The 21,514-nt window shown below is 40.9% G+C and carries 21 protein-coding genes; 4 read left to right on the top strand and 17 right to left on the bottom strand.

The annotated features are described in order from the left end of the window. Positions 1-37 precede the first annotated feature (37 nt). The 5 genes from M3210_RS10600 to M3210_RS10620 form a co-directional block, all read right to left on the bottom strand. Positions 38-832, bottom strand: a complete 795-nt coding sequence (locus M3210_RS10600; protein WP_251514183.1) for an ABC transporter ATP-binding protein — start codon at positions 830-832, stop codon at positions 38-40. After that, positions 825-1,811, bottom strand: coding sequence for an ABC transporter permease (locus tag M3210_RS10605; protein WP_251514185.1), 987 nt, complete (start codon positions 1,809-1,811; stop codon positions 825-827). The genes M3210_RS10600 and M3210_RS10605 overlap by 8 nt, the downstream gene beginning before the upstream one ends. Before the next feature lie 127 nt (positions 1,812-1,938). Next, on the bottom strand, positions 1,939-2,925 hold the full coding sequence (locus M3210_RS10610; RefSeq protein WP_251514187.1) for an ABC transporter substrate-binding protein: 987 nt from the start codon (positions 2,923-2,925) through the stop codon (positions 1,939-1,941). A 188-nt stretch (positions 2,926-3,113) separates the two neighbouring features. Beyond that, the gene (locus M3210_RS10615; protein WP_251514189.1) at positions 3,114-3,896 is read right to left on the bottom strand and encodes a hypothetical protein; all 783 of its coding nucleotides are present in this window, start codon (positions 3,894-3,896) and stop codon (positions 3,114-3,116) included. After that, entirely contained in the window at positions 3,889-4,413 is a 525-nt protein-coding gene (locus M3210_RS10620) for an RNA polymerase sigma factor (protein WP_251514192.1), read from the bottom strand. The genes M3210_RS10615 and M3210_RS10620 overlap by 8 nt, the downstream gene beginning before the upstream one ends. Before the next feature lie 214 nt (positions 4,414-4,627). Here M3210_RS10620 and M3210_RS10625 point away from each other — a divergent pair, with 214 nt between their 5' ends. After that, entirely contained in the window at positions 4,628-5,908 is a 1,281-nt protein-coding gene (locus M3210_RS10625) for a GGDEF domain-containing protein (protein WP_251514194.1), read from the top strand. Between the two features lie 25 nt (positions 5,909-5,933). Here the strand turns inward: M3210_RS10625 and M3210_RS10630 are convergent, their stop codons facing one another. Together M3210_RS10630 and rlmN are read right to left on the bottom strand one after the other, a co-directional pair. Further along, complete coding sequence (locus M3210_RS10630) at positions 5,934-7,235, bottom strand: acetyl-CoA hydrolase/transferase family protein (protein WP_251514196.1); 1,302 nt, start codon at positions 7,233-7,235, stop codon at positions 5,934-5,936. Between the two features lie 26 nt (positions 7,236-7,261). After that, positions 7,262-8,338, bottom strand: a complete 1,077-nt coding sequence (rlmN, locus tag M3210_RS10635; protein WP_251514198.1) for a dual-specificity RNA methyltransferase RlmN — start codon at positions 8,336-8,338, stop codon at positions 7,262-7,264. Positions 8,339-8,487: 149 nt separating this feature from the next. Here rlmN and M3210_RS10640 point away from each other — a divergent pair, with 149 nt between their 5' ends. Continuing rightward, entirely contained in the window at positions 8,488-9,504 is a 1,017-nt protein-coding gene (locus M3210_RS10640; protein WP_251514199.1) for an LLM class flavin-dependent oxidoreductase, read from the top strand. Positions 9,505-9,867: 363 nt separating this feature from the next. Here M3210_RS10640 and M3210_RS10645 read toward each other — a convergent pair whose 3' ends face one another. From M3210_RS10645 to M3210_RS10675, 7 genes are read right to left on the bottom strand one after another with little or no spacing between them, the layout of a single operon-like run. Next, positions 9,868-10,251 (bottom strand): Na+/H+ antiporter subunit G, encoded by a 384-nt coding sequence (locus M3210_RS10645; protein ID WP_251514200.1) that lies wholly within the window; start codon positions 10,249-10,251, stop codon positions 9,868-9,870. After that, positions 10,229-10,513 carry a Na(+)/H(+) antiporter subunit F1 gene (locus tag M3210_RS10650; protein WP_251514201.1) on the bottom strand — a complete coding sequence of 95 codons (285 nt, stop codon included), beginning with the start codon at positions 10,511-10,513 and terminating at the stop codon, positions 10,229-10,231. Before M3210_RS10650 ends, M3210_RS10645 begins: the two co-directional genes overlap by 23 nt. Next, complete coding sequence (locus M3210_RS10655; RefSeq protein ID WP_251514202.1) at positions 10,513-10,995, bottom strand: Na+/H+ antiporter subunit E; 483 nt, start codon at positions 10,993-10,995, stop codon at positions 10,513-10,515. The genes M3210_RS10650 and M3210_RS10655 overlap by 1 nt, the downstream gene beginning before the upstream one ends. A 40-nt stretch (positions 10,996-11,035) precedes the next feature. Further along, positions 11,036-12,514: a Na+/H+ antiporter subunit D gene (locus M3210_RS10660; RefSeq protein ID WP_251514203.1), complete on the bottom strand. Its 1,479-nt coding sequence runs from the start codon at positions 12,512-12,514 to the stop codon at positions 11,036-11,038. Then, the gene (locus tag M3210_RS10665; protein WP_251514204.1) at positions 12,507-12,848 is read right to left on the bottom strand and encodes a Na(+)/H(+) antiporter subunit C; all 342 of its coding nucleotides are present in this window, start codon (positions 12,846-12,848) and stop codon (positions 12,507-12,509) included. Before M3210_RS10665 ends, M3210_RS10660 begins: the two co-directional genes overlap by 8 nt. Positions 12,849-12,852: 4 nt before the next feature. After that, positions 12,853-13,275: a Na(+)/H(+) antiporter subunit B gene (locus M3210_RS10670; RefSeq protein WP_251514205.1), complete on the bottom strand. Its 423-nt coding sequence runs from the start codon at positions 13,273-13,275 to the stop codon at positions 12,853-12,855. Continuing rightward, entirely contained in the window at positions 13,262-15,676 is a 2,415-nt protein-coding gene (locus M3210_RS10675) for a Na+/H+ antiporter subunit A (RefSeq protein ID WP_251514206.1), read from the bottom strand. Before M3210_RS10675 ends, M3210_RS10670 begins: the two co-directional genes overlap by 14 nt. A gap of 511 nt (positions 15,677-16,187) precedes the next feature. Here M3210_RS10675 and M3210_RS10680 point away from each other — a divergent pair. Next, entirely contained in the window at positions 16,188-16,877 is a 690-nt protein-coding gene (locus M3210_RS10680) for an adenine nucleotide alpha hydrolase family protein (RefSeq protein WP_251514207.1), read from the top strand. Positions 16,878-16,998: 121 nt separating this feature from the next. On the opposite strand, the gene M3210_RS10685 is transcribed toward M3210_RS10680, so the two are convergent. After that, positions 16,999-17,682, bottom strand: a complete 684-nt coding sequence (locus M3210_RS10685) for a phosphoribosylaminoimidazolesuccinocarboxamide synthase (protein ID WP_251514208.1) — start codon at positions 17,680-17,682, stop codon at positions 16,999-17,001. 141 nt (positions 17,683-17,823) lie between these two features. Here M3210_RS10685 and M3210_RS10690 point away from each other — a divergent pair, with 141 nt between their 5' ends. Then, positions 17,824-18,441 (top strand): NUDIX hydrolase, encoded by a 618-nt coding sequence (locus M3210_RS10690; protein ID WP_251514209.1) that lies wholly within the window; start codon positions 17,824-17,826, stop codon positions 18,439-18,441. A gap of 754 nt (positions 18,442-19,195) precedes the next feature. Here M3210_RS10690 and scpC read toward each other — a convergent pair. Together scpC and M3210_RS10700 are read right to left on the bottom strand one after the other, a co-directional pair. Then, positions 19,196-20,716 carry a succinyl-CoA:acetate CoA-transferase ScpC gene (scpC, locus tag M3210_RS10695; RefSeq protein ID WP_251514210.1) on the bottom strand — a complete coding sequence of 507 codons (1,521 nt, stop codon included), beginning with the start codon at positions 20,714-20,716 and terminating at the stop codon, positions 19,196-19,198. Between the two features lie 137 nt (positions 20,717-20,853). Beyond that, entirely contained in the window at positions 20,854-21,492 is a 639-nt protein-coding gene (locus M3210_RS10700; protein ID WP_285853714.1) for a LytTR family DNA-binding domain-containing protein, read from the bottom strand. Positions 21,493-21,514: the final 22 nt, after the last annotated feature.

A 21,514-nucleotide genomic window follows, 5' to 3' on the forward strand; every position in this document is an offset into this window, starting at 1 on the left:
CATCTAAAAGTGATAGCATTTCTTTTTTTAGTCAGATTTAACCTAAAACTACCCGATCATCCTCAAACTGCTCTCCACGTATCCGTTGGAATTCCCGGAGAAGATCCTCTACCCTCAGCCTATCCTTCTCTTTTCCGCTTGCTTCAAAGATGATCTGTCCTTTATCCATCATAATCAACCGGTTTCCGAGGTCAAGGGCCTGCTGCATGTTATGGGTTACCATTAATGTTGTAAGTCCAGATTTCGCCACAACCTCTTTCGTAAGGTGGGTAATCAATTCTGCTCGTGATGGGTCAAGAGCAGCAGTATGTTCATCCAACAGAAGAATATCCGGATCCGTAAAGGTTGTCATAAGCAGAGATAACGCCTGCCTTTCCCCTCCGGATAAGAGCCCTACTTTCGCTGTCAAACGGTCTTCGAGGCCAAGATTCAATGTCTCTAAATACTCTTTAAACATTTGGCGACGACTCTTATTGACTCCAAAACTAAGACGCCGCTTTTTATTTCTTGAATAAGCCATCGCCAAGTTTTCTTCAATCGTCATCGATGGTGCAGTTCCAGCCATTGGATCTTGGAAAACACGTCCTACAAAGCGTGAGCGTTTGTATTCAGGCAAGTGGACAACTTGCTTTTTGTTTATTAATACATCCCCCACATCCGGAAATAAATTACCGGCAATCACGTTCATCAACGTTGATTTACCTGCTCCATTACTACCGATTACAGTTACGAAATCTCCTTTTCTCATACTCAGGTTGATATCGTTCAGAGCTTTCTTCTCGTCAACTGTTCCTTCATTGAACACGATGGATATATTTTTTAAATCAAGCATTGATAGAACCTCCTCCGCTTTTTAATGACCGGCGCTTTTCCAAACGACGCTTTTTCTCACGTTGTGCTTGGAGGATCTTCGGTGATATAAGCGCGATAATAACAATCACAGCTGTAATCAATTTCATATCACCTGTTTCAAGCCAGTCTACACGTAGAGCAAGAGTTACAATCATCCGATAAATGATCGCCCCTAAAATGACAGCTAGTGTGGCCCTGGCGATCGTTCTTGTTCCGAATAATGCCTCACCTATAATAACCGAGGCGAGACCGATAACAATCATTCCGATTCCCATTCCAACATCCGCAAATCCGCCCAGCTGTGCAATCAAACCACCAGATAAAGCGACTAGACCATTCGATAAAGCTACACCTAAAATGGTTAAGTTATCCGTATTGGCAGATAAGCTGCGGATCATCCGTTTATTATCTCCGATTGCTCGAATCGCAAGCCCAATTTCTGTCTTCAGGAAATAGTCGGTTACTAACTTGATGACTAATGTCACGATAAACATGACGATTAAAATTCCCCATGTGCTTGGCAAGCGTTCTAATCCAAAGATACCTAATATACCATTAAAAAAGTCATCAATTGGTCCTGCCCACACATTTCCTAATTGATCGAAGATGGTACTTTCCGTATGAAGTGATAAAGTCGGCTGTCCAAGAATTCTCAGATTAATAGAATATAAGGCTGTCATCATGAGAATACCAGCCAGTAGGGCATTTACTTTTCCTTTCGTATGGATTAAACCAGTCAGTGTTCCTGCGAGGAAGCCTGCAATACCAGCAAGAACCGTGGCTAATATTGGGGGAACTCCATTTATGATGGATAACGCAGCAACAGCAGCACCGGTTACAAAACTTCCGTCGACAGTCAGATCAGGGAAATCCAACACACGGAAAGTTAGGTATACACCTAATGCCATAATGGCATATATGACCCCTGACTCCACTGCACCGAACATTGATATGAACATATTTGTACTCCTCCTGCTGTTTTCAAACTAAATGATGATATGGCAAGTCGCTAATTCTAGCAACTTACCATATATAACAGGCTTTTACCCCACATAAGGAGGCAGCCTTTAAAAATTCTTTTTATTGTTATTCGACAAACTCCGCATCTTCATCCCAGTCGGAATGCCATTCTACATTTTGTTCTTCTGCGGCTGTTTTATTGATATAAAGTTGAAGTTGTGGAGGATATTCCACCGGAATGTCATTCGGTGATGTTCCTTCTGTTAAAATTTCAACAGCCATCTCACCTGTGCGGTATCCAATTGTATGATAATCAATACCAAATGTTGCAAATCCACCTTTTGCCAAGGAATCCGGCTCTCCAACAACTAATGGAATATCATGATCGTTTGCAACACCTACAACACTATCCAGTGCAGATACAACCGTGTTATCCGTAATAATATACAATACATCGACATCTTCAACTAAGGAGACAGTTGCTTGTTGTACTTCTGATGTATTGGCTACTGTACGTTCTTCAATTTCAAGACCTGTAGCTTCCGCTGCCTCTTTTACCGTATTCACTTGTGTTACAGAGTTTTGCTCCCCTGCATTATACACCATACCTACTGATGCATCTGGGAAATAATCCGCGATAAACTGTACCGTTGACTGGATCGCTTCCGGATGCAGGTCAACTACCCCAGTCACGTTTCCACCTGGTTCTTCCAGTGAATCAACCAATTTAGCATCGACAGGATCGGTTACGGATGTGAACACAATTGGGATTTCACTTGTTGCTTGTAAAGCCCCAAGTGCACTCGGTGTGGAGTTGGCAAAAATCAGATCCACTCCATCAGCAACAAAACCATCTGAAATTGGTTTCACGTTATTTTGATCATTTTGCGCACTTTGGAAATCATATTCCACATTTAGACCTGCATCTTCTAAAGCTTGTTTAAACCCTTCATATGCAGCATCTAGTGATGGATGTTCAACGATTTGTGTAGCCCCAATTTTATAAACTTCACCATCTCCACTATCATTATTTCCTGATTCTGTATCACTGGATCCACAAGCTGCAAGGAATACTAGCCCGATCGTCAGTAATGTAACGATTATCTTTCTCATTGCACTTCCCCCTCTATTATTCTTTATCACGTTAAAGCGTTTATGTATTGATGTATATCAGTGATTCTATCACATTTTCTTCATTTAGGATAGTTCTTTTTAAAAATTATTTGAAAATGGGCTATCAAACTGGCAAATTTCCAAAAAAGAAGAGTCAAGCAAGGACTTCCCTGCTTGACTCTTGTACCTTACTCTTCCTCTAGTAATTCAAAGCTTTCCAACATGTGATGGAACCTTGCCCCATGCCCTTCCGCTGCCTCCAGAAAATAAACTTGCTTGATGACATACACTTGTTCATTTTGTGCATCTGTTACATAATACCGGTGAATTGGCGTAGTACTTTCCCAACCAAAACTATCTGGATCACCGGAACCATCCAATCCCATCCCTTGAATCATCTCTGCTTCGATAGGTTCACTGACCCGCTCCTCACTGCGGATACCCATTGTTTCACTAGTCTCTATTCCTTCTTTGATTGCTTGGACAACAGCTTCTGTTGTAGTGTTCTCCACTTTACGGATCTCCATATATACTTCAGGGAAGTCCCCACCAACAGGTTCCTTCATTTCAATTCGGTCGTACGCTTCCCCTTTCACCATTTTATAACGCGATTCATCGATATAAATGCTATAGTTCAACTCCTGATTAGGTTCGTAATGGACATCAATCTCTTCTTCTTGACCTTCAATCTCTATGATTTCTTTTTTATCCTCCACAAAAATTTTCCTTACACTTTGCACCATAGCATTCTCTGGAGAGTTGCTTGCTGAAAAAATAATAAAACCAATGAATAAAACTGCAGCTACAGATAAACCGATGGATATTTTTTTCATAACCCTTCCTCTTTTCTTCCGGGGTAACTGATCGTCGAGTGACTTCCATATGTCATCTTCCATTTTAGCTATGTCACGTTCATTTGGTTGTTTTGATAGAATCTCTTTTATTTTGTTATCCAGCTCTTTATTATTCATTTGCCATCCCTCCCAGATATGCCCTAAGCTCATTTCTCGCTTGATATAGCCTTGATTTCACTGTTGACTTTGGTACATCCAACAGCGTCGCGATTTCTTGTTCCGTATAAGAATTCACATACTTTAACACGAGTAACGTGCGCATTTCTGGTTGTAATCGTTCCATTGCAATTTCTAGATCTTCGTACGTACTGGACGAATGCTGCTGCCCTAAATAATCTAACGTATCCTCCGTTAAACCAGTGACAAGCTTTGCTTCCTTCTTCATATATCGCATACTTTCATTAACTAATATTCGATAAAACCATGGCTTAAATGGTTTACTCACATCAAAACGATCAATATGGCGAAACACTTTAATAAACGTCTCTTGGACAATATCAAAGGTATGGTTGTTATTTCGTGTAATTGCATAGACGGTCCGTATCGCGTCACCCGCATACCTGTCATAAAGTATCCGAAATGCCTGCTGGTTGCCTTTTTTGATTTTCTTAAGCAGTTTTCTTTCCAACTCCATCCCCGACCAGCTCCCCCTTTATTCATCTTTCAATTATAATACCTCGCGATGCGCTCAAAAGTTTGTAGAAATTTATTTTTTTTAATCAATAGTTCTGAAATTTTGTCCTTTCATCTACTGTCCGAATATTGAACTTTATGATATGATGAGGAAGAACTAGGGATTTATCCCCACAGGGGCAGCATATTGATACGGGGAATTGGGGGTCTCTTTCATGAAAAGACGTTTGAACGCTTATATTCTATTTATTTTCTTCATGGCGCTTGGGGTGGCATTGCTCTCCGGCCCAATTGAAATCGATATCACACTCTACGCACAACTGCTTATCATTTACTTGCTATTTACCACGTTATATTCACATTTACAAACCATAGTCAAAACAGGAAGGGTCAATATAGACTACAGTATTTCTTACGGCTTGTCATTCGGCCTTGTTGCTGGTCCTTTCGGGCTCTTTCTCTTTGAATTGATCAACCGTTTTTATGTGTTTCTGTATCTGGAAAAAACAGATACAGCAGATAAAGATGAATTTTTGCATACCTTTTATAACGTGGGGGCACCTACGCTTCTTCATTCACTTGGTTTTTATCTCTACTATTGGTTGCTTCCATATTTCGAAGCTATTCCCTTGTTCGGATTTTGGATTCTGATCATTCTGATTGTATTTCTGATCGATACGCTTTCATCTATACTTCTTCTCGGTGTCTTTCATATCGTCGGCGATATAAAAACGTGGCAGGATCGGATAAATTTCATCCAAGCTAGAAGCAAGTCGGAATCGCTGCAAAAGGCAATTTCAAACGGACTATTATTCATTTTTATTATGGAAGGCCGTTGGGGACTGATGTTTGCACTATTTGTTTTAAATTATATTTTCAGCCGTTCAGCTGTATTAAAATCACAAAGTATTCAACACAAAATTGAACGTGACCGTTTTGAACAAATGGCTTATACCGATTTTCTGACCAAAGTCCATAATCGGACATATATGAACAAGGTAATGAGGGAGCTTAATCAATCCGGTGAGCAACTAGGAATTGTTGTGTGTGATATCGATGATTTTAAAAGGATTAACGATACATATAATCATACCGTGGGAGACCATGTCATCCATCACTTTGCTACACGGTTAAAGAGTTTTTTAAGCAAAGAGGACTATCTGTTTCGAAGTGGTGGAGAAGAATTTACGATAATATTAAGGAAGCGAAACTATAATGCCTGTAAAGCTTTAGTAGATAACATTCAGGAGGAAATCCAAAAACTGAAGGTGAAATCGGAGTACCGTTCCAAGGAAATCTCGGTGAGCTGTACCGCTTCTTTTGGAATGTATTACTTTATTGCAGAGGGAGATACAGATATAAAGCAAGGTTATATCCACGCCGACGACTTGTTGAATAAAGCAAAGTCCTTTGGAAAAAACCAGGTAATTTCAAAAAACGGCATGTTCAACAAACCACTTTCAGTAAAATTTGCGAATAAGGAATCATACAACTAAAAAACAGCTAGTGATCAGCTGTTTTTTAGTTGAGTATGTTTCTTTTCTTCGCTTCGAAGGTCAGTTCTTCACGGAACTTAGGATGTGCAATATTAATTAAAGCTTCTGTTCGTTCCCTCACGGTTTTACCCCTTAAATTTGCGATACCGTACTCGGTGACAATATAATTGACATCATTTTTACTCGTCGTCACAATTGCTCCCGGAGAAAGAATCGATTTGATTCTGCTTACCGTTCCGCCCTTTGCGGTAGACGGGAAGGCAAGAAAACTCTTTCCACCAGGAGAAAGTACGGCCCCCCGCACAAAGTCCACTTGACCTCCTGTTCCGGAGAAGTGCATCGCACCGAGAGATTCCGCGCAAACTTGTCCAAAAAAGTCCACTTCCACAGCAGAGTTGATCGACATGAAATTCGGCAGTTGCCTAATGATGCTTGGATCATTTACCTGATCAATCGGTAACATCTTTACAGATTCATTCTCGTGAATATAGTCATAAACCCGTTTCGACCCAAAAGCAAATGAGGCAACTGTTTTGCCTTGGTGTAAAGGTTTCATTGCATTTGTAACCGCACCGGCTTCAATCAGATCTATCATGCTTTCCGTAAACATTTCTGTATGGATCCCTATGTTCCGCTTTTCCTGCAATGCTGCACCTACTGCATCAGGAATGGCACCGATACCAAATTGAATGGTGGATTCATCCGGTATTTCCTCCGCTATATAGGCTGCGATTTTTTTACTGATATCCTCCAACTCAGGTCGTGGATAGTCAGGTAGTTCCACATGATTTTCACATAATGCATCCACTTGTGAAATATGGACGACAGGTCCAGTTACAGACCGCGGCATATTTTTATTCACTTCCAAATAAATTCGTTTTGCCTTTTTAATGAGTGCCTCACTTAAGGAAGCAGAAACCCCCGTACTGAAATTCCCATTCTCATCCATTGGAGACACGCAAAGGAAGATAGCATCCAACCGGTCATACGATCCAATCAACGATGGCATATCCCTGAAATATGCCGGCATCACCTCGGCAGCTCCTCTATTTACAGCTTCCCGTGCAAATCCACCGGAAAACCAGGAAACACCTGTAATTTCAGGATATTCTTCATTATATGCCCCAATTGGCATCCATTCTAATAATGTATGATATTTAATATCTGTCAGCTTTTTTTCCTTTACATGCTTATCAAATGCAGTGATAATTGCTGGAGGGAGCGAAAGTCCAATATCAGAACCACATATCCAACCTGACTCGACATGTTGTACGATATTCTCAGGTGTAGTTCTTCTGGCTTCATACTGTGTCAGGTATTTACTCATCTGCAAAATCCTTTCTTATAAGGACCTCAAACCGCCCGTGTTCTTTTCTTCTTTGCAATTTGTTTACTTCTTAACTGTCCGCATGCAGCATCGATATCTGCGCCATTTTCCCAACGGACACCACTATTAATTCCGCCCGCCTTTAAAGTTTGATGGAATTCATGAATCGTATCTACTTCACTTCGTTCATACTGAATATGCTCATCCACCTTGTTATAAGGGATTAAATTCACATAAGCCAAATGACGGTGATTATAAAGTAATTTTACAAGTTCTTTCGCTTCCTTCTTATGGTCGTTTACACCTTGCAGCATGATATACTCATAAGTGATGCGACGGTTCGTTTTCTCTAAATAGTAGTCGACAGCCTTCATCAGCTTTTCAATTGGGAACGCTTTATTGATCTTCATAATCTGTGTACGCAGTTCGTTGTTAGGCGCATGCAGGGAAATTGCCAAGTTCACTTGAATCCCAGTATCTGCAAATTCATAAATTTTATGAGCGAGGCCACTCGTTGATACCGTAATATGACGTGCACCAATATTCAAGCCTTTCTCATCATTGACGATATATAAGAAATCCATCAGGTTGTTAAAATTATCAAATGGTTCACCAATACCCATCACGACAATATGACTAACCCGTTCATTTTTCCCTTTACTGTCCAAGTTCTTTTGGACTTGCATAATTTGTTCCACAATTTCTGCGCTTGAAAGATCTCTGTTTTTTGACAGAAGGCCGCTTGCACAGAAAGAACAGCCGATGTTACAGCCGACCTGGGTCGTCACACAGACAGAAAGTCCATAATCAAAACGCATCAATACGGTTTCAATGACGTTTCCATCTGCAAGTTTGAATAAATATTTAACTGTCCCATCCTTCGATTCCTGTTTGATTTCCTCTTCCAGGGTGTGGATGACAAAATTTTCTTCGAGCAATTGAATGGTTGACTGATTAACATTCGACATCTCCGTAAAATGCTGAATCCGCTTTTTATAAACCCAATCCCAAACTTGATTGGCACGAAAGCGTTTTTCACCATTATCTATAAGCCATTCTTCCAATTCTTTAAACGTTAATCCATAAATGGATGTTTTAGACATATTAGTTCCCCATTTCTTATAACTTTCCTTCTTTATCTTACTTGAATCTCTGCTCTGTAGCAAATCGCCTTTGTAAGTTCGAATAGTGGACGAAAATAGAGACAAACCTTTATCCTGTATAGTAAAGAAATAAAGAAGGAGTGAGTTGTTTGCTACATGAACGTGCAAATAATTTTAATGGAATTCCCTTATCCGTATTAGATCTCGCGCCAATCCGGGAAGGTTCCAATGCCGAAGAGGCTTTCAAGGAAAGTGTGTCCCTTGCCCAGCATGTGGAAAAATTGGGCTTTAATCGTTATTGGCTTGCAGAGCATCATAATATGCCAGGTATCGGAAGCTCGGCAACATCGGTACTGATTGCACATATCGCGGGTAACACCAATTATATGCGAGTTGGTTCAGGAGGAATTATGCTGCCTAACCACGCTACGATCGTGATCGCTGAACAATTCGGAACGTTGGAATCACTTTTCCCTGGACGCATCGACCTCGGATTAGGCCGAGCACCTGGGACAGACCAAGCGACAGCCTATGCCCTTAGAAGGACTTTAAATTCCGGACCGGAAGAGTTTCCAATGCAAGTGAATGAATTACAAGATTATTTTTCTGATAAGCCCATTTCCCGAGTCCAGGCTGTGCCAGGCAGAGGGCTTGATATTCCAATCTGGCTGCTTGGGTCCAGTGACTTCAGCGCAAGACTTGCTGCCGAAAAAGGTTTGTATTTCTCCTTTGCAAGTCACTTTGCACCTCGTTATACCGTTCCAGCGTTGAAATTGTATCGAGATAACTTCAAGCCTTCTGATACACTAGCCAAACCGTATGCGATGGTGGGTGTAAATGTGATCGCAGCAGATACTGCGGAAGAAGCAGAACGGCTTGCGAGTTCCCAATATATGCAGTTCCTTGATTTGCGACGTGGTGAAGCAAGGAAGCTCCAAGCACCGATTGATAATATGGAAGAAGTATGGACACCAATGGAAAAAGCGGCAGTACTGCAATCCTTAGATCCACGAACAACCATCGTTGGAGATAAAGATACAGTCAGAAAACGACTCCGCGCCTTCCAAGAAGAAACAAATGCAGATGAAATCATCATCGGCTCACAAATCTATGACCTCAACGACCGCTTACGTTCGTATGAGATTGTAGCAGAGTTGTTTGATTAATAGCTTGAATGAAGGAGAAGGTGGGACATAATAATACTTTCAACGGATAAATCCGAACAGCCACTTTACTAGCTCCGGAAATATACGTAGACTCCTGCGGGATGAAAGGCATCGGTGAGACCCCGCAAGACGCTTGCGTCTGAGGCAGACTAAGTGCGCCACGTCCTGTGGCAACGTCTGCATTAGCACGTCCTATGCGTTGAGGCTCACCAGCCGCCCGCGCGGAATGCGCAGTATATTTCCGGAGCTTGTCAGAGGCACTACCATTAAGCTGTTCGTGTTTTAGCTATAACTAAAAGGTTATGTCCTTTTTCCTTTCCAACTATAAAACCAAAAAAATCAAGCAACCTCACAGCTACTTGATTAATTCGTATTATCCTCTTTCAATTCTTCCTTCTTCCCGTGGATAACATCCTCCAAAGCATCCTCAATCGTAATATCCGCCAACTTCACTTTAGCCCGATAAGCAGCCCTTGTTACCAGATGCCCAGAAACTGGTGCAGTCAAGAAAACAAAGATAATACCCAACACCAGACGGACACTAAAATACCCTTGGCTTACTACGATATAAATCAATGCTCCAGTCAACGTCATAAGCACGCCTAGCGTAGAGCTTTTCGTTGCGGCATGAGAACGGGTGTATACATCTGGGAAACGGATAAGTCCAACGGCGCTAACGAACGCAAACAACGAACCAATAAAAATCAAAAACACGCCAATGTACTCAATTATCACGCTTACGTTCAATAATAACACCCCTCTCTATATACTTCGTGAAGGAAATGGTGCTAATAAACGCAAGGATTGCCAGCACGAGAATAACCTCAAGAAAAGCTTTGGTTTTAAGTAATATGGATATGATCGCTAATGCCGAAACAATCTGTACCCCTATCATATCCAGGGAGAGGACGCGATCAGGTAGACTTGGCCCGATAATAACTCGTATTAAAGTAATCGCAATAGCTATCCCGAATAAAATCAACGATGTAATGAGCAAAGTTTGGATCATCAGCGCGTCACCTCCATAATAGCTTTTTCAAAAGTGTGCAGAGACTTGATCAGCATTTCTTTTGATTCTTCCAGGTCCATACCGTGGATATATAAATAATCCTCTTCTGGTGTAACTTCCATTACAACAGATCCTGGAGTCAACGTCAGGAGTAAAGATATTGCTGTAATTTCCCATTCTCCACGCATTTGTGTCTCATATTTAAAGATTCCCGGTTTATAGTTTACCTTTGGACTTAAAATATGTTTCAACACCCATATACTGGACGAAAAAGTCTCCCGCAGAAAGATAAGGATTAACTTAAACAGGGCCCAAGGCCGAGCGAGATAGAATTTTTCTCCAAATAAACGGTGCATCAAAAACACAATTCCGATCCCGACAATATAGCCGGCAACGAATGTGGTAAATTGCAGCTCATTTTCATCACTAATCAGCGTCCAGAGTATAGCAATAAATACATTAAGAAAAAATTGTGCTGGCATTGTTGTCAGCTCCTCTTTTAGCTACTAATAGCTCATTCTTCTAATCATTCAGTACAGCATCAATATAAACCTGGGGATTCATTAAGGTATATGCTGCGTCCGCCACATATGGCGCAAAATATTCCGCCCCAAGCCCAAGAACAAACATCAATATGGTGAGTAGGCCAAATGATACCATCCAACCTTTTCGCAATGGAATTTCATCTTCAAAACTAATGATTGTTTCTCCCCAAAAGCTATTCAAGAAGATACGCAGGAGAGAATATAATACAAAAATACTAGAAATAAAAGCTAGGGCCAATAAAATAAAGGAACCCGCTTCAATTGCTCCTTGACCAACAAGGACTTTTCCAATAAATCCACTAAGCGGTGGAACTCCTGCAAGTGACAGCATAACGATAAAGAACATCCAACCGAACGCAGGGTAATTTCGGATCAGTCCACTCATATTATCGAACCGTTTCTCACCGGTAACAGTTATCATCGTACCCGCCAGTAAAAAGAGCAGTGATTTTGCAATCATATCATGCATGAGATAGTAAATGGAGCCTTCAAAAGCTTCCTGTGTCATGACTGCCAGTCCGACTAGGATAAACCCAACGGCGATAATGACATTGTAAGCGACAATTTGGCGAATATCCTTATAAGCAACCGCACCAATACTCCCTGCAATTAACGTTGCACCTGCGAGAATTCCAATTGCCAAGTGGGTAATCTGAGTTTCATGATAAAAAATCAGAGTGAATACACGAATCATCGAGTAAATACCGACCTTTGTCAACAATCCTCCAAACAATGCCGCAACCGCTGTTGGTGGTGCACTATATGATCCAGGAAGCCAAAAGTATAGAAGCAAACCGGATTTAAGGGCAAATACAACGAGGAATACCAAACTCGTAATCGTAAGTAATGGTGTTTGGCCTGATTCACTAATTAACTGAGAAATATGCGCCATGTTCAACGTTCCGAGCTGGGCATATAAATAGGCAATCCCAACAAGGAAAAACCAAGAGGAAATGATATTGATGACGACATATTTGATCGATTCGCGCAGCTGCATCTTCTTACCGCCAAGGACAATCAATACATAGGATGCAAGCAACATAATTTCAAAATTGACATAAAGGTTAAAAATGTCACCTGTTAAAAAAGAACCGTTAACTCCTGCAAGAAGGAAATTAACAAAGGAGTAGAAATACATATTCTCCATTTCCCTGCCAATAGAGGAAAACGCGTAGATTGTACAAATGAGTGTAACAATAGTAGCAACAAGCACGAGTATCGCAGAAAAGGAATCAGCTACAAACAGAATTCCAAATGGCGGTTGCCAACCACCAAAGTCAAGACGCATGATCCCATCCGTATATACGGATTGCAATATATACCCAGAGATTCCTATTGTCGTCAGTAAACCGATAACCGTGATGGCTCGCTGTGTTTTTATATAGGGTCTTAAGAAAATCAAAATAATACCAATAATAATTGGAAGCGCCATTGGCAGTACAATCAAATTAGTCATATTTACTACCTCGCAATTCTTCCAAGTTATCCGTACCGAGTGTCTGGTATGCACGGTATGAAATCGTGAGTATCACTGCAGTAACCGCGAAGCTGATAACAATCGACGTTAAGATCAAAGCCTGTGGCAGCGGATCTACAAATGCACTGACATCCTCATCCCCCAGTATCGGAACGTTCCCTGTTTTCAACCCACCCATGGTAATGATCAATAAATGTGCCGCATGGGAGAAAATAGCCGTCCCTAAGACTACACGGAGTATACTTTTTGATAATAATAAATATGTTCCAACAGTGACTAATACACCGGATAGGATGGTTATTAACGTTTCCATTGACTTACACATCCTCACTAATACTTAAGATAATCGTAACAACTACACCGACCACCGCGAGCGTGACTCCCGCTTCAAAAATTGTCACAGTCGTCAGTTCAATCTCTCCAAAAAAAGGCACTTGGAAATAATCAAATGCTTGAGTAAGGAAAGGTACATCAAACAAGAACGCACCAAACCCTGTCCCTACAGCTAAAAAGGCACCCAGTGCAGCTATTTTTTTAAAATCAAGTGGTATCGCGTTTTTAATCGTCTCCATATCATACACAATGAACAGAAGTACAAATGCAGATGCGAGGACAAGACCAGCGATAAACCCTCCACCCGGACTGTTGTGTCCAGCAAAGAACAGATATACAGCGAGGGTAAGGATAATAAAAACCACTAATTTTGTAACCGTTCGTAATATAACATTATTGATTTTCAATCTTTTTCCCCCGCTTTCCAGCCTTCAGTTTGATGATGGAATAAACTCCAAGCCCAGCAATCAGCAATACGACAACTTCAAGCATCGTATCAAAACCACGGAAGTCACTTAGGATGGTATTAACGATATTTCTTCCACCCGCTAATTCATAAGAATCTTCGAAGTATGTCGAAATCCGTTCAAACAAACGATTATTTTGAGCAGCCAAAGCCACGACAGTAAAGGTTGCCCCTACAGCTATTGAAACGACGAGTTTCGTCAAATTCGCTTTCCTCGTCCCCTGTTCCTTTTGCCACTCCGGTAAGAAGTAATAAGCGACTAGGAAAAGAACCGTTGTTACCGTCTCAACAACCGTTTGTGTGAGAGCAAGATCAGGCGCGCGGAAAATAACAAATAAAAGCGCAACCCCGTAACCGAGCACACTATTCAACAGGATGGCAGTCAGACGTGATTTTGCGAATAATATCGATATTGCGGCAATCATTAATGACATTACAATGATCCATTCAAAAGTAGAAATCATTGCGTTATCAGAAATCGTAAAGTTATATGAACCTGTCAAAACGAATGCCCCTGCAATCAGAAGAATAAAAAATGAAAAGATATACATCAGATAGTTCCGCAAATCGCCTGTCATATAACTATTCGTGAATCGCCTTGACGACTTTTCACCTTGTTCAATAGCAAAATTATACAAGGAATTGAAGGACCACTCGCCTGGAAATAACACATAAATCCAGCGCCATATTTTGGGGAACTTATAAAGAATAATACCAATCAGAACGACTCCGATTGTCATCCATAATGCTAAACTGTTAAACCCATGCCAGCGTAGAATCTCAACACCTAAATCAACTTGGGTTGCAAGACTTGGAAAGACACTCGCCATTGCCGGACGAATGATGTAGTTACCAAGTACGTTTGGAAAGAAGAAAATAATCAAAACGAGTCCCGCTAAAATCAAGGGTGATATCAGCATACCAATGGGACTTTCATTTGCCGGACGTTCCAATCTTTCTTCTTTATATGGTCCAAGAAAGGTTTGAAATACAATAATCATGCTGTATACGAATGTAAATATACTTGCTATCCATGCAACGATTGGTATCAAGTTACCTAATGTATCCACATGAAAGACGCCAAGCGTTGTAATATCAATAGCAGCTTGGAAAAACATTTCCTTACTTAAAAAACCATTGAATGGCGGTAATCCGGCCATCGAGAAACTCCCAATCAGAGAAATCGTAAATGTGATTGGCATAAACGTCGCCAAACCACCGAGCCTTCTTATATCACGTGTACCGACCTCGTGGTCAACAATACCTACCGCCATGAAAAGTGCACCTTTAAAGGTCGAATGGTTAATGAGATGGAATAAAGCTGCAAACGTTGCTTGCGTGTAAAAGACCGATTCCGTTGAGTATCCGAAATTCAGAGCAACTGAACCCATTCCGAACATACTCATAATCATTCCAAGTTGACTTACAGTCGAGTAAGCAAGCAATGCCTTCAGATCAGTTTGTCGAACCGCTTGGAACGAACCCCAGAATAGTGTAAAAATACCTACCCCCGTAACAATCCAGAACCAAACTCCTTCTCCACCAAATACCGGTGTAAAACGGGCAACCAAATAGATTCCCGCCTTAACCATCGTCGCCGAATGCAAATAAGCACTGACTGGTGTCGGAGCTTCCATTGCATCAGGTAACCAGATATGGAATGGGAATTGAGCTGATTTTGTGAATGCTCCAAATAAAAGAAGCAACATCGCAGGTACAAATAACACATGCCCTGTAAGGTCTGGTATAATTTCAATTATTTCACGGACATTCATCGTTCCGGTGATCGCATACAACATAAGGAACCCAACGAGCATACCAAAGCCGCCGCTCATCGTAATAAGCATGGACTTTTGTGCACCTTCCCTTGAACGTTTCCGCTGATACCAGAAAGCGATCAACAGGAAGGAAGAAATACTAGTCAGTTCCCAAAACACATAAAGAACCATCAGATTGTCAGACAGAACAACCCCTAGCATTGCCCCCATAAACATCATCAAATACGTATAAAAATGACCTAATTGTTCATTTTCAGACAAATAATAAATGGAATAAAGTATGACAAGCGTTCCGATACCTGTAATCAGTAATGCAAATATTAGACTAAGTCCGTCTAAATAGGTGGTAAAATTTATTCCATAGGAAGGGATCCAGGATATGGTATGGAGAAAGGTCTTACCGTTTGCGATATCAGGTATATATGTCAGCAGATAGATAAATAATGATACGGCAACGAGTATTGGCAATAAACCGATATGCAGCCGTGAACCTTTTTTATAAAATAGCGGAATGAGCAATGCGGTTAAAAAAGGTATGAGTACAATAAAATTCAATGTTCCCAAAATCAGACCTCCAATCAAAAATCACCTGCAACTAAGCAAACATACAGGCAGAATAAATAGACTTTTCATATAATAAAAGCACTGTTTCATATTTTATTAACATTTCTTGACTTAAGAAGTTGCGCGTATGATAATAAGAGGCAACAAAATATTTCGTATTACGTAGGAATTGTACGGTTTATTATATAAAACGACATATATAATAAAATTTTCATTAAGAGTAGTATGTACAAGTGGGATTGATTTTACATTAATTTAGTATACATTAAAATATTTCGGCATGCATCTAAGAAGCCCCGATGATTTTAAGACCTAATACCAAATTCCCTTTTTCCACATACTTATAACATAAAATATCCGTCAACTTTTCTGTATTCACACAGTCTTCACCAAGATAATACAGTTTTTCCCAATAAGGGCTTCACCTTCTAGTGAATACATGTTAAAATGATACAGTTTCAACATATAGAATATAAAATTGCAGAGTAAACAAGAGGTGAATTTTTCCGCCATGAAAAACGTTAAAGGTCGTATGGATGAAAGAATATTAGTCTGTGTATACTATGGCCCGAATGGTGAGCGTTTAATCAAAAGAGGACATAAGCTATCTCAAATCATGAATTGTCCTCTGTATGTTATGACTGTAGATCCTCTCCCATATGATGACTTCGATGCAGAGAGATCGAATTATGTGGATCGTTGGAGAGAGCTTTGCGATGAATTGAATGTCGATGAATTCATCCTTCGTGATAATGAAAGACGTCCAGTCTCAAAAGCAATCGCAGAGGTTGCCCACACTCGTAACATTACCCAGATTATTATTGGCCAAACACCACAAAGCCGCTGGGAAGAAATTACGAAAGGCTCTTTAGTAAATTCAATACTTAAAGAAATAACCTTTGTCGATATCCACATTGTATCAGTCGACCGCACGTTAAAAAGTGATAGTTTAGATATGGACTTTGAAAAAGGGGTACGTGCATTTTTGAGGAAAGATGAAGATACCTACCGTATCACCTTTACAAGAGCAAGAGATAATCTCTATGAAGGAATCTTCTATAAAGAGATTGGCACAGACTTTAATAACGGCATTTTTAAGTTTGTCAGCAAACATGGAAAAACTCGCCAAGTTCATATCACCGACGATCTTGTGGTTGGAGAGATTAAAGAAGAACCAAACGTTAAACTTGAAAAACATTAAATAAAAAAAGCCTGGTAACATATATATGCTGCCAGGCTTACTTTTTTATCTCATTTTTGTACTGAGTATTTGTGATTTCCATTATTCAGCACGCTAAATCAGCCTAAGAGGTATACTCGCCTCATTCAGCTGTAAGTATTTTTTCAAGTTCAAGCGGCTCAATATACTCGCCTTTTCGATAAGCACGCATATTTCCACCAGAAATCTCATCGATGAGCAGGATGTCCCCTGCTTTATCCCGACCAAATTCAAGCTTAATATCATAGAGTTCGATGTCTTTCCTTGCAAGCTCTTCTTTGACAACCTCTGAAATATCAATCGTCAGTTTTTTCAACGTCTCATATTCCTCACTTGTGAGAATCCCAAGCATTTCTAAAGCATCCTTGCTGATTGGCGGATCTCCGCGCTCATCATCTTTTAATGTAACTTCCACAAATGAATCGAGAGCTTGTCCTTCTTCGGCGTATTTACCATAACGACGGAGGAAACTACCAACTGCCCGGTAGCGACAAATAACCTCAAGCCCTTCCCCAAAAACCGTCGCCGGAACAACGGTCATTGTCGTGTTCTCCAAGTCACTTGCGATATAATGCGTCGGAATATTTCTCTCCTTCAACTTTTCAAAAAATAGCGTCGTCACTTTAAGCCCCGCTCGACCTGCACCTTCGATAGTCAGTCCGACCGTATTCGCGCCAGGATCAAATACACCATCTTCACCGGTCACATCATCTTTAAATTTCAATAAAAAGTTGCCATCTTCCAGTTCATAAACGTCCTTCGTTTTACCTTCATATCGCTTTTTCATAACATCCCTCTATTTCTTGGTTGTTTTTTTAATTTTACCATAATAAAACTAAGCTTGGAAATGAAGCGTGAATCGAAGAAAGGATAAATAATTCAAATCATGTATAATAGTAAGTAGATAGAAAGTTTTGGAGGTGACAGCTTGAACGCATCCAATATCCTTGCAAAATTGGAAAATAGAACCCCCTCGATTATGGGTCAGCTCTCTTATAAACAATCTGCCGTACTTCTTCCACTTATATCCATCCAAGATGAAACTCATATTTTATTTGAAGTGAGATCCATGAGCATGAGGAGTCAACCTGGTGATATCTGCTTCCCAGGAGGAAGAATCGACCCAGAGGATCCTAGCCCAAAACATACAGCAATCCGTGAAACAACCGAAGAGTTGGGAGTAAATGAAAACGCAATTGAAAATATCGTCCCACTAGATTATATTGTGAACGACAATCGCAGAATTATTTATCCCTTTGCTGGAACCTTGCTACACCCCGAAAAAATAGTTCCAAACGAGGCAGAGGTGGCGGAAGTATTCACCGTACCACTTAACTACCTCCTAAAAACCGAGCCAGAGATTTATAAAGTACACTTCCAAGTGCAGCCAGAAGAAGACTTCCCTTTCGACCGGATAGTGGGGGGAGAAAATTATAAATGGAACGCAGGACATATCGATGAATTGTTCTATCAATACGATGGGAAAGTCATCTGGGGATTAACAGCCAAAATATTGACCCATTTCCTGCAGCTTATTAAACAATGAGGAGCATTTGCTTCCTCTTTTTTTGTGCGCAGGGTTGAGGCGGCTTTAACTGACTGTCTTTTCAAGCCTGAGCGCTTTTTTAACTCTTGAATTGCAAATTTGATTCTCCGTTTGGGCGATTAGAACGGTGAGAACGGGGATGAGCGACCGAGTACAGAAGGCGACTCTGTGCTCGGGCGGTGAGAACGGCGATGAACGACCGAATAAGGAAGTAGACTCAGCATTCGGGCTATGAAGATAGCGATGAACGACCGAATACAGAAGTAGACTCAGCATTCGGGCGGTGAGAACGGCGATGAACGACCGAATACGGAAGTAGACTCAGCATTCGGGCGGTGAGAACGGGGATGAGCGACCGAATACAGAAAGCGACTCTGCATTCGGGCAATGAGTACGGCGATGAGCGACCGAATACAGAAAGCGACTCTGCATTCGGGCAATGAGTACGGCGATGAGCGACCGAATACAGAAAGCGACTCTGCATTCGGGCAATGAGAGCGGCGATGAGCGACCGAATACGGAAGGCGACTCTGCATTCGGGCAATGAGAGCGGCGATGAGCGACCGAATACGGAAGGCGACTCTACATTCAGGCAATGAAGACAGCGATGAACGACCGAATAAGGAAGGCAGCTCTGCACTCGGAAAAATTAGAGCAGTAATCAACACTGAAAGTCCCAACACAACGAAAAAGACATATACGCTTCCTGCCCGAAGCATATATGTCTTTCTATATATGAACCCCTAGTTTGATTTTAGCTTTCTACCTCTAGCTTCACTTTTTGTTTCATTGTTCCTGTCTTCATGAAGTTATCATGCCAAGAGAAGGCTTTTTCAAGAACATGGGGAGTTTGTCCACCACGCTCTAATGCTTCCTGGTAATAGGCCCAAAGCTGTTCCCGGTAATCCGGGTGAGCACAGTTTTCAATAATGAGTGGTACTCGCTCTCTTGGTGCAAGCCCTCGAAGATCAACGAATCCTTGTTCCGTCACCAAGACATCTACATCATGCTCTGTGTGGTCTACATGAGAGACAAATGGAACAATACTGGAGATGTCTCCGCCTTTCGCAACAGATTTTGTAACGAAAATCGCAAGTCTTGCATTACGCGCAAAGTCCCCCGATCCTCCAATACCATTCATCATCTTCGTTCCAGTAACATGTGTTGAGTTAACGTTTCCATAAATATCCGTCTCTAAAGCGGTGTTAATGGAAAGCGTACCGAGACGGCGGATGAGTTCCGGCTGGTTTGAAATTTCCAGTGGACGAATCACAAGCTTATCATGATACTTCTCAAAGTTACCGAAGACTTCTTTCATCTTTTCTTCAGATAAAGTCATCGAGCAAGCAGATGCAAAGCTAACCTTTCCTGCGTCCATCAGGTCAAACACCGCATCTTGCAATACCTCCGAATAAACAACGAGATCTTCAAATTCGGAGTCAATCATTCCGTGAAGGACAGCGTTAGCTACCGTTCCAATTCCGACTTGAATTGGTCTTAAGCTTTCTGTTAAACGGCCAGCCTGGATCTCTTCACGTAAAAAGTCGAGTAGATGATCGGCGATTTGCTGTGTTTCCTCATCTGGAGATAAAATTGTAGAAGGAGAGTCTAACTGGTTCGTAAACACAATTCCTTTTACTTTATCTAAATCTAGTGGAATACCAATTTCACCAATGCGATCCTCCACACTAGTCAATGGAATTGGCTCCCGTTCCCCTTGTGGTTTTGGACTGTATAAATCATGGATACCTTCCAATTGCTCTGGCTGTGCCATATTAATTTCAATGATTATGTTTTCCGCCGCTTCAACAAATGCCAAGTTATTTCCGATGGAAGTGCTCGGAATCAAAAGTCCTTCTTCTGTAATTTTAACCCCTTCAATGATAGCGTAATCAATTTCTAATACACCTGCACGCAGAAGTTCAGCTGTATGGGAAAGGTGCTGGTCAATAAACAAATGCTCCCCTGTATTAATCGCTTTCCGCATGACCGGGTCTGCCTGGAATGGCAGTCTTTTATCTACAATTCCTGATTCAGCAAGGATTTTATCAATGTCAGCACCAAGGGAAGCACCTGTATATACATTCACTTTAAATTCTTCACCATTTTTCGCCCTATTCACTAAAGCTGTTGGTACTGCTTTCGCATCGCCTGCCCGCGTAAAACCACTTAAGCCTAGTGACATTCCATCTTCAATCCATGATGCCGCTTCTTCCGCCGATGTTACACGATCATGGAGTTCCGATAAATGTATGCGCTTTAATTTTTCCGTCATGAAAAATTCTCCCTTCTCAAGCGTTCTTTATAATAATTTTACCGTGTATTAAGGGAGAATTTAGATTTTTACGATAGATTCAAGTTTTATTTGCTCGAAACAAGCTGATTTGTGAACAAAACATGAATTTTTTTACATTAAAACCCTAACAACTTTCTAAAATAACTTGAATAGGATTGACTTACAGGAATTTTATCTCCACCTGTCATAGACAATAATAAAGTAGAATGTGTATCAGGGAAGATTTCTTCTATATGGTGCACATTTACAATATAAGATCGGTGGCACCGCACAAACGTATCCCTTGGAAGAAGGTACTCAAATTCTTGAAGGGTATTTTTATGTGTACCGTTTTGCTTGTCTGAGATTACGTGGGTTTTCCTATCTTTCGCTTCCAAATACTTCACGTCATCAAAAGGAATCGGCCTCCAGCCATCTTCCGTCTTCACTGTAACAACCGATTTTCCTTCCGTAAATGCAGGATGAATCGCCATCACACATCCGGCGACTTCTTCATCTTCATAATAAGGGACAGCCATTCCGTGATAAGGTACACCAAATATCGTCCGGTCAATAAATTCAGAGGTTTTTTGTTGTGTGTTGATTGCTTTATATGCAATTGTTCCTTCTTTAATTGGATCTCCTGGATTGATTTTCAAATCAATTCGTTTACTTTTTCGATAATAGATATATTCCGTTTTATCTGTGACAGCGATGGAGATTTCGTCGGAAAATAGTTCACCCATCACGTCTAGTAAAGATTTCAGTGTTAACATATCAATGCATCACCTCGTGTTT

This window comes from Oceanobacillus luteolus, from assembly GCF_023715655.1.
In the GTDB taxonomy this organism is placed as follows: domain Bacteria; phylum Bacillota; class Bacilli; order Bacillales; family Amphibacillaceae; genus Oceanobacillus; species Oceanobacillus luteolus.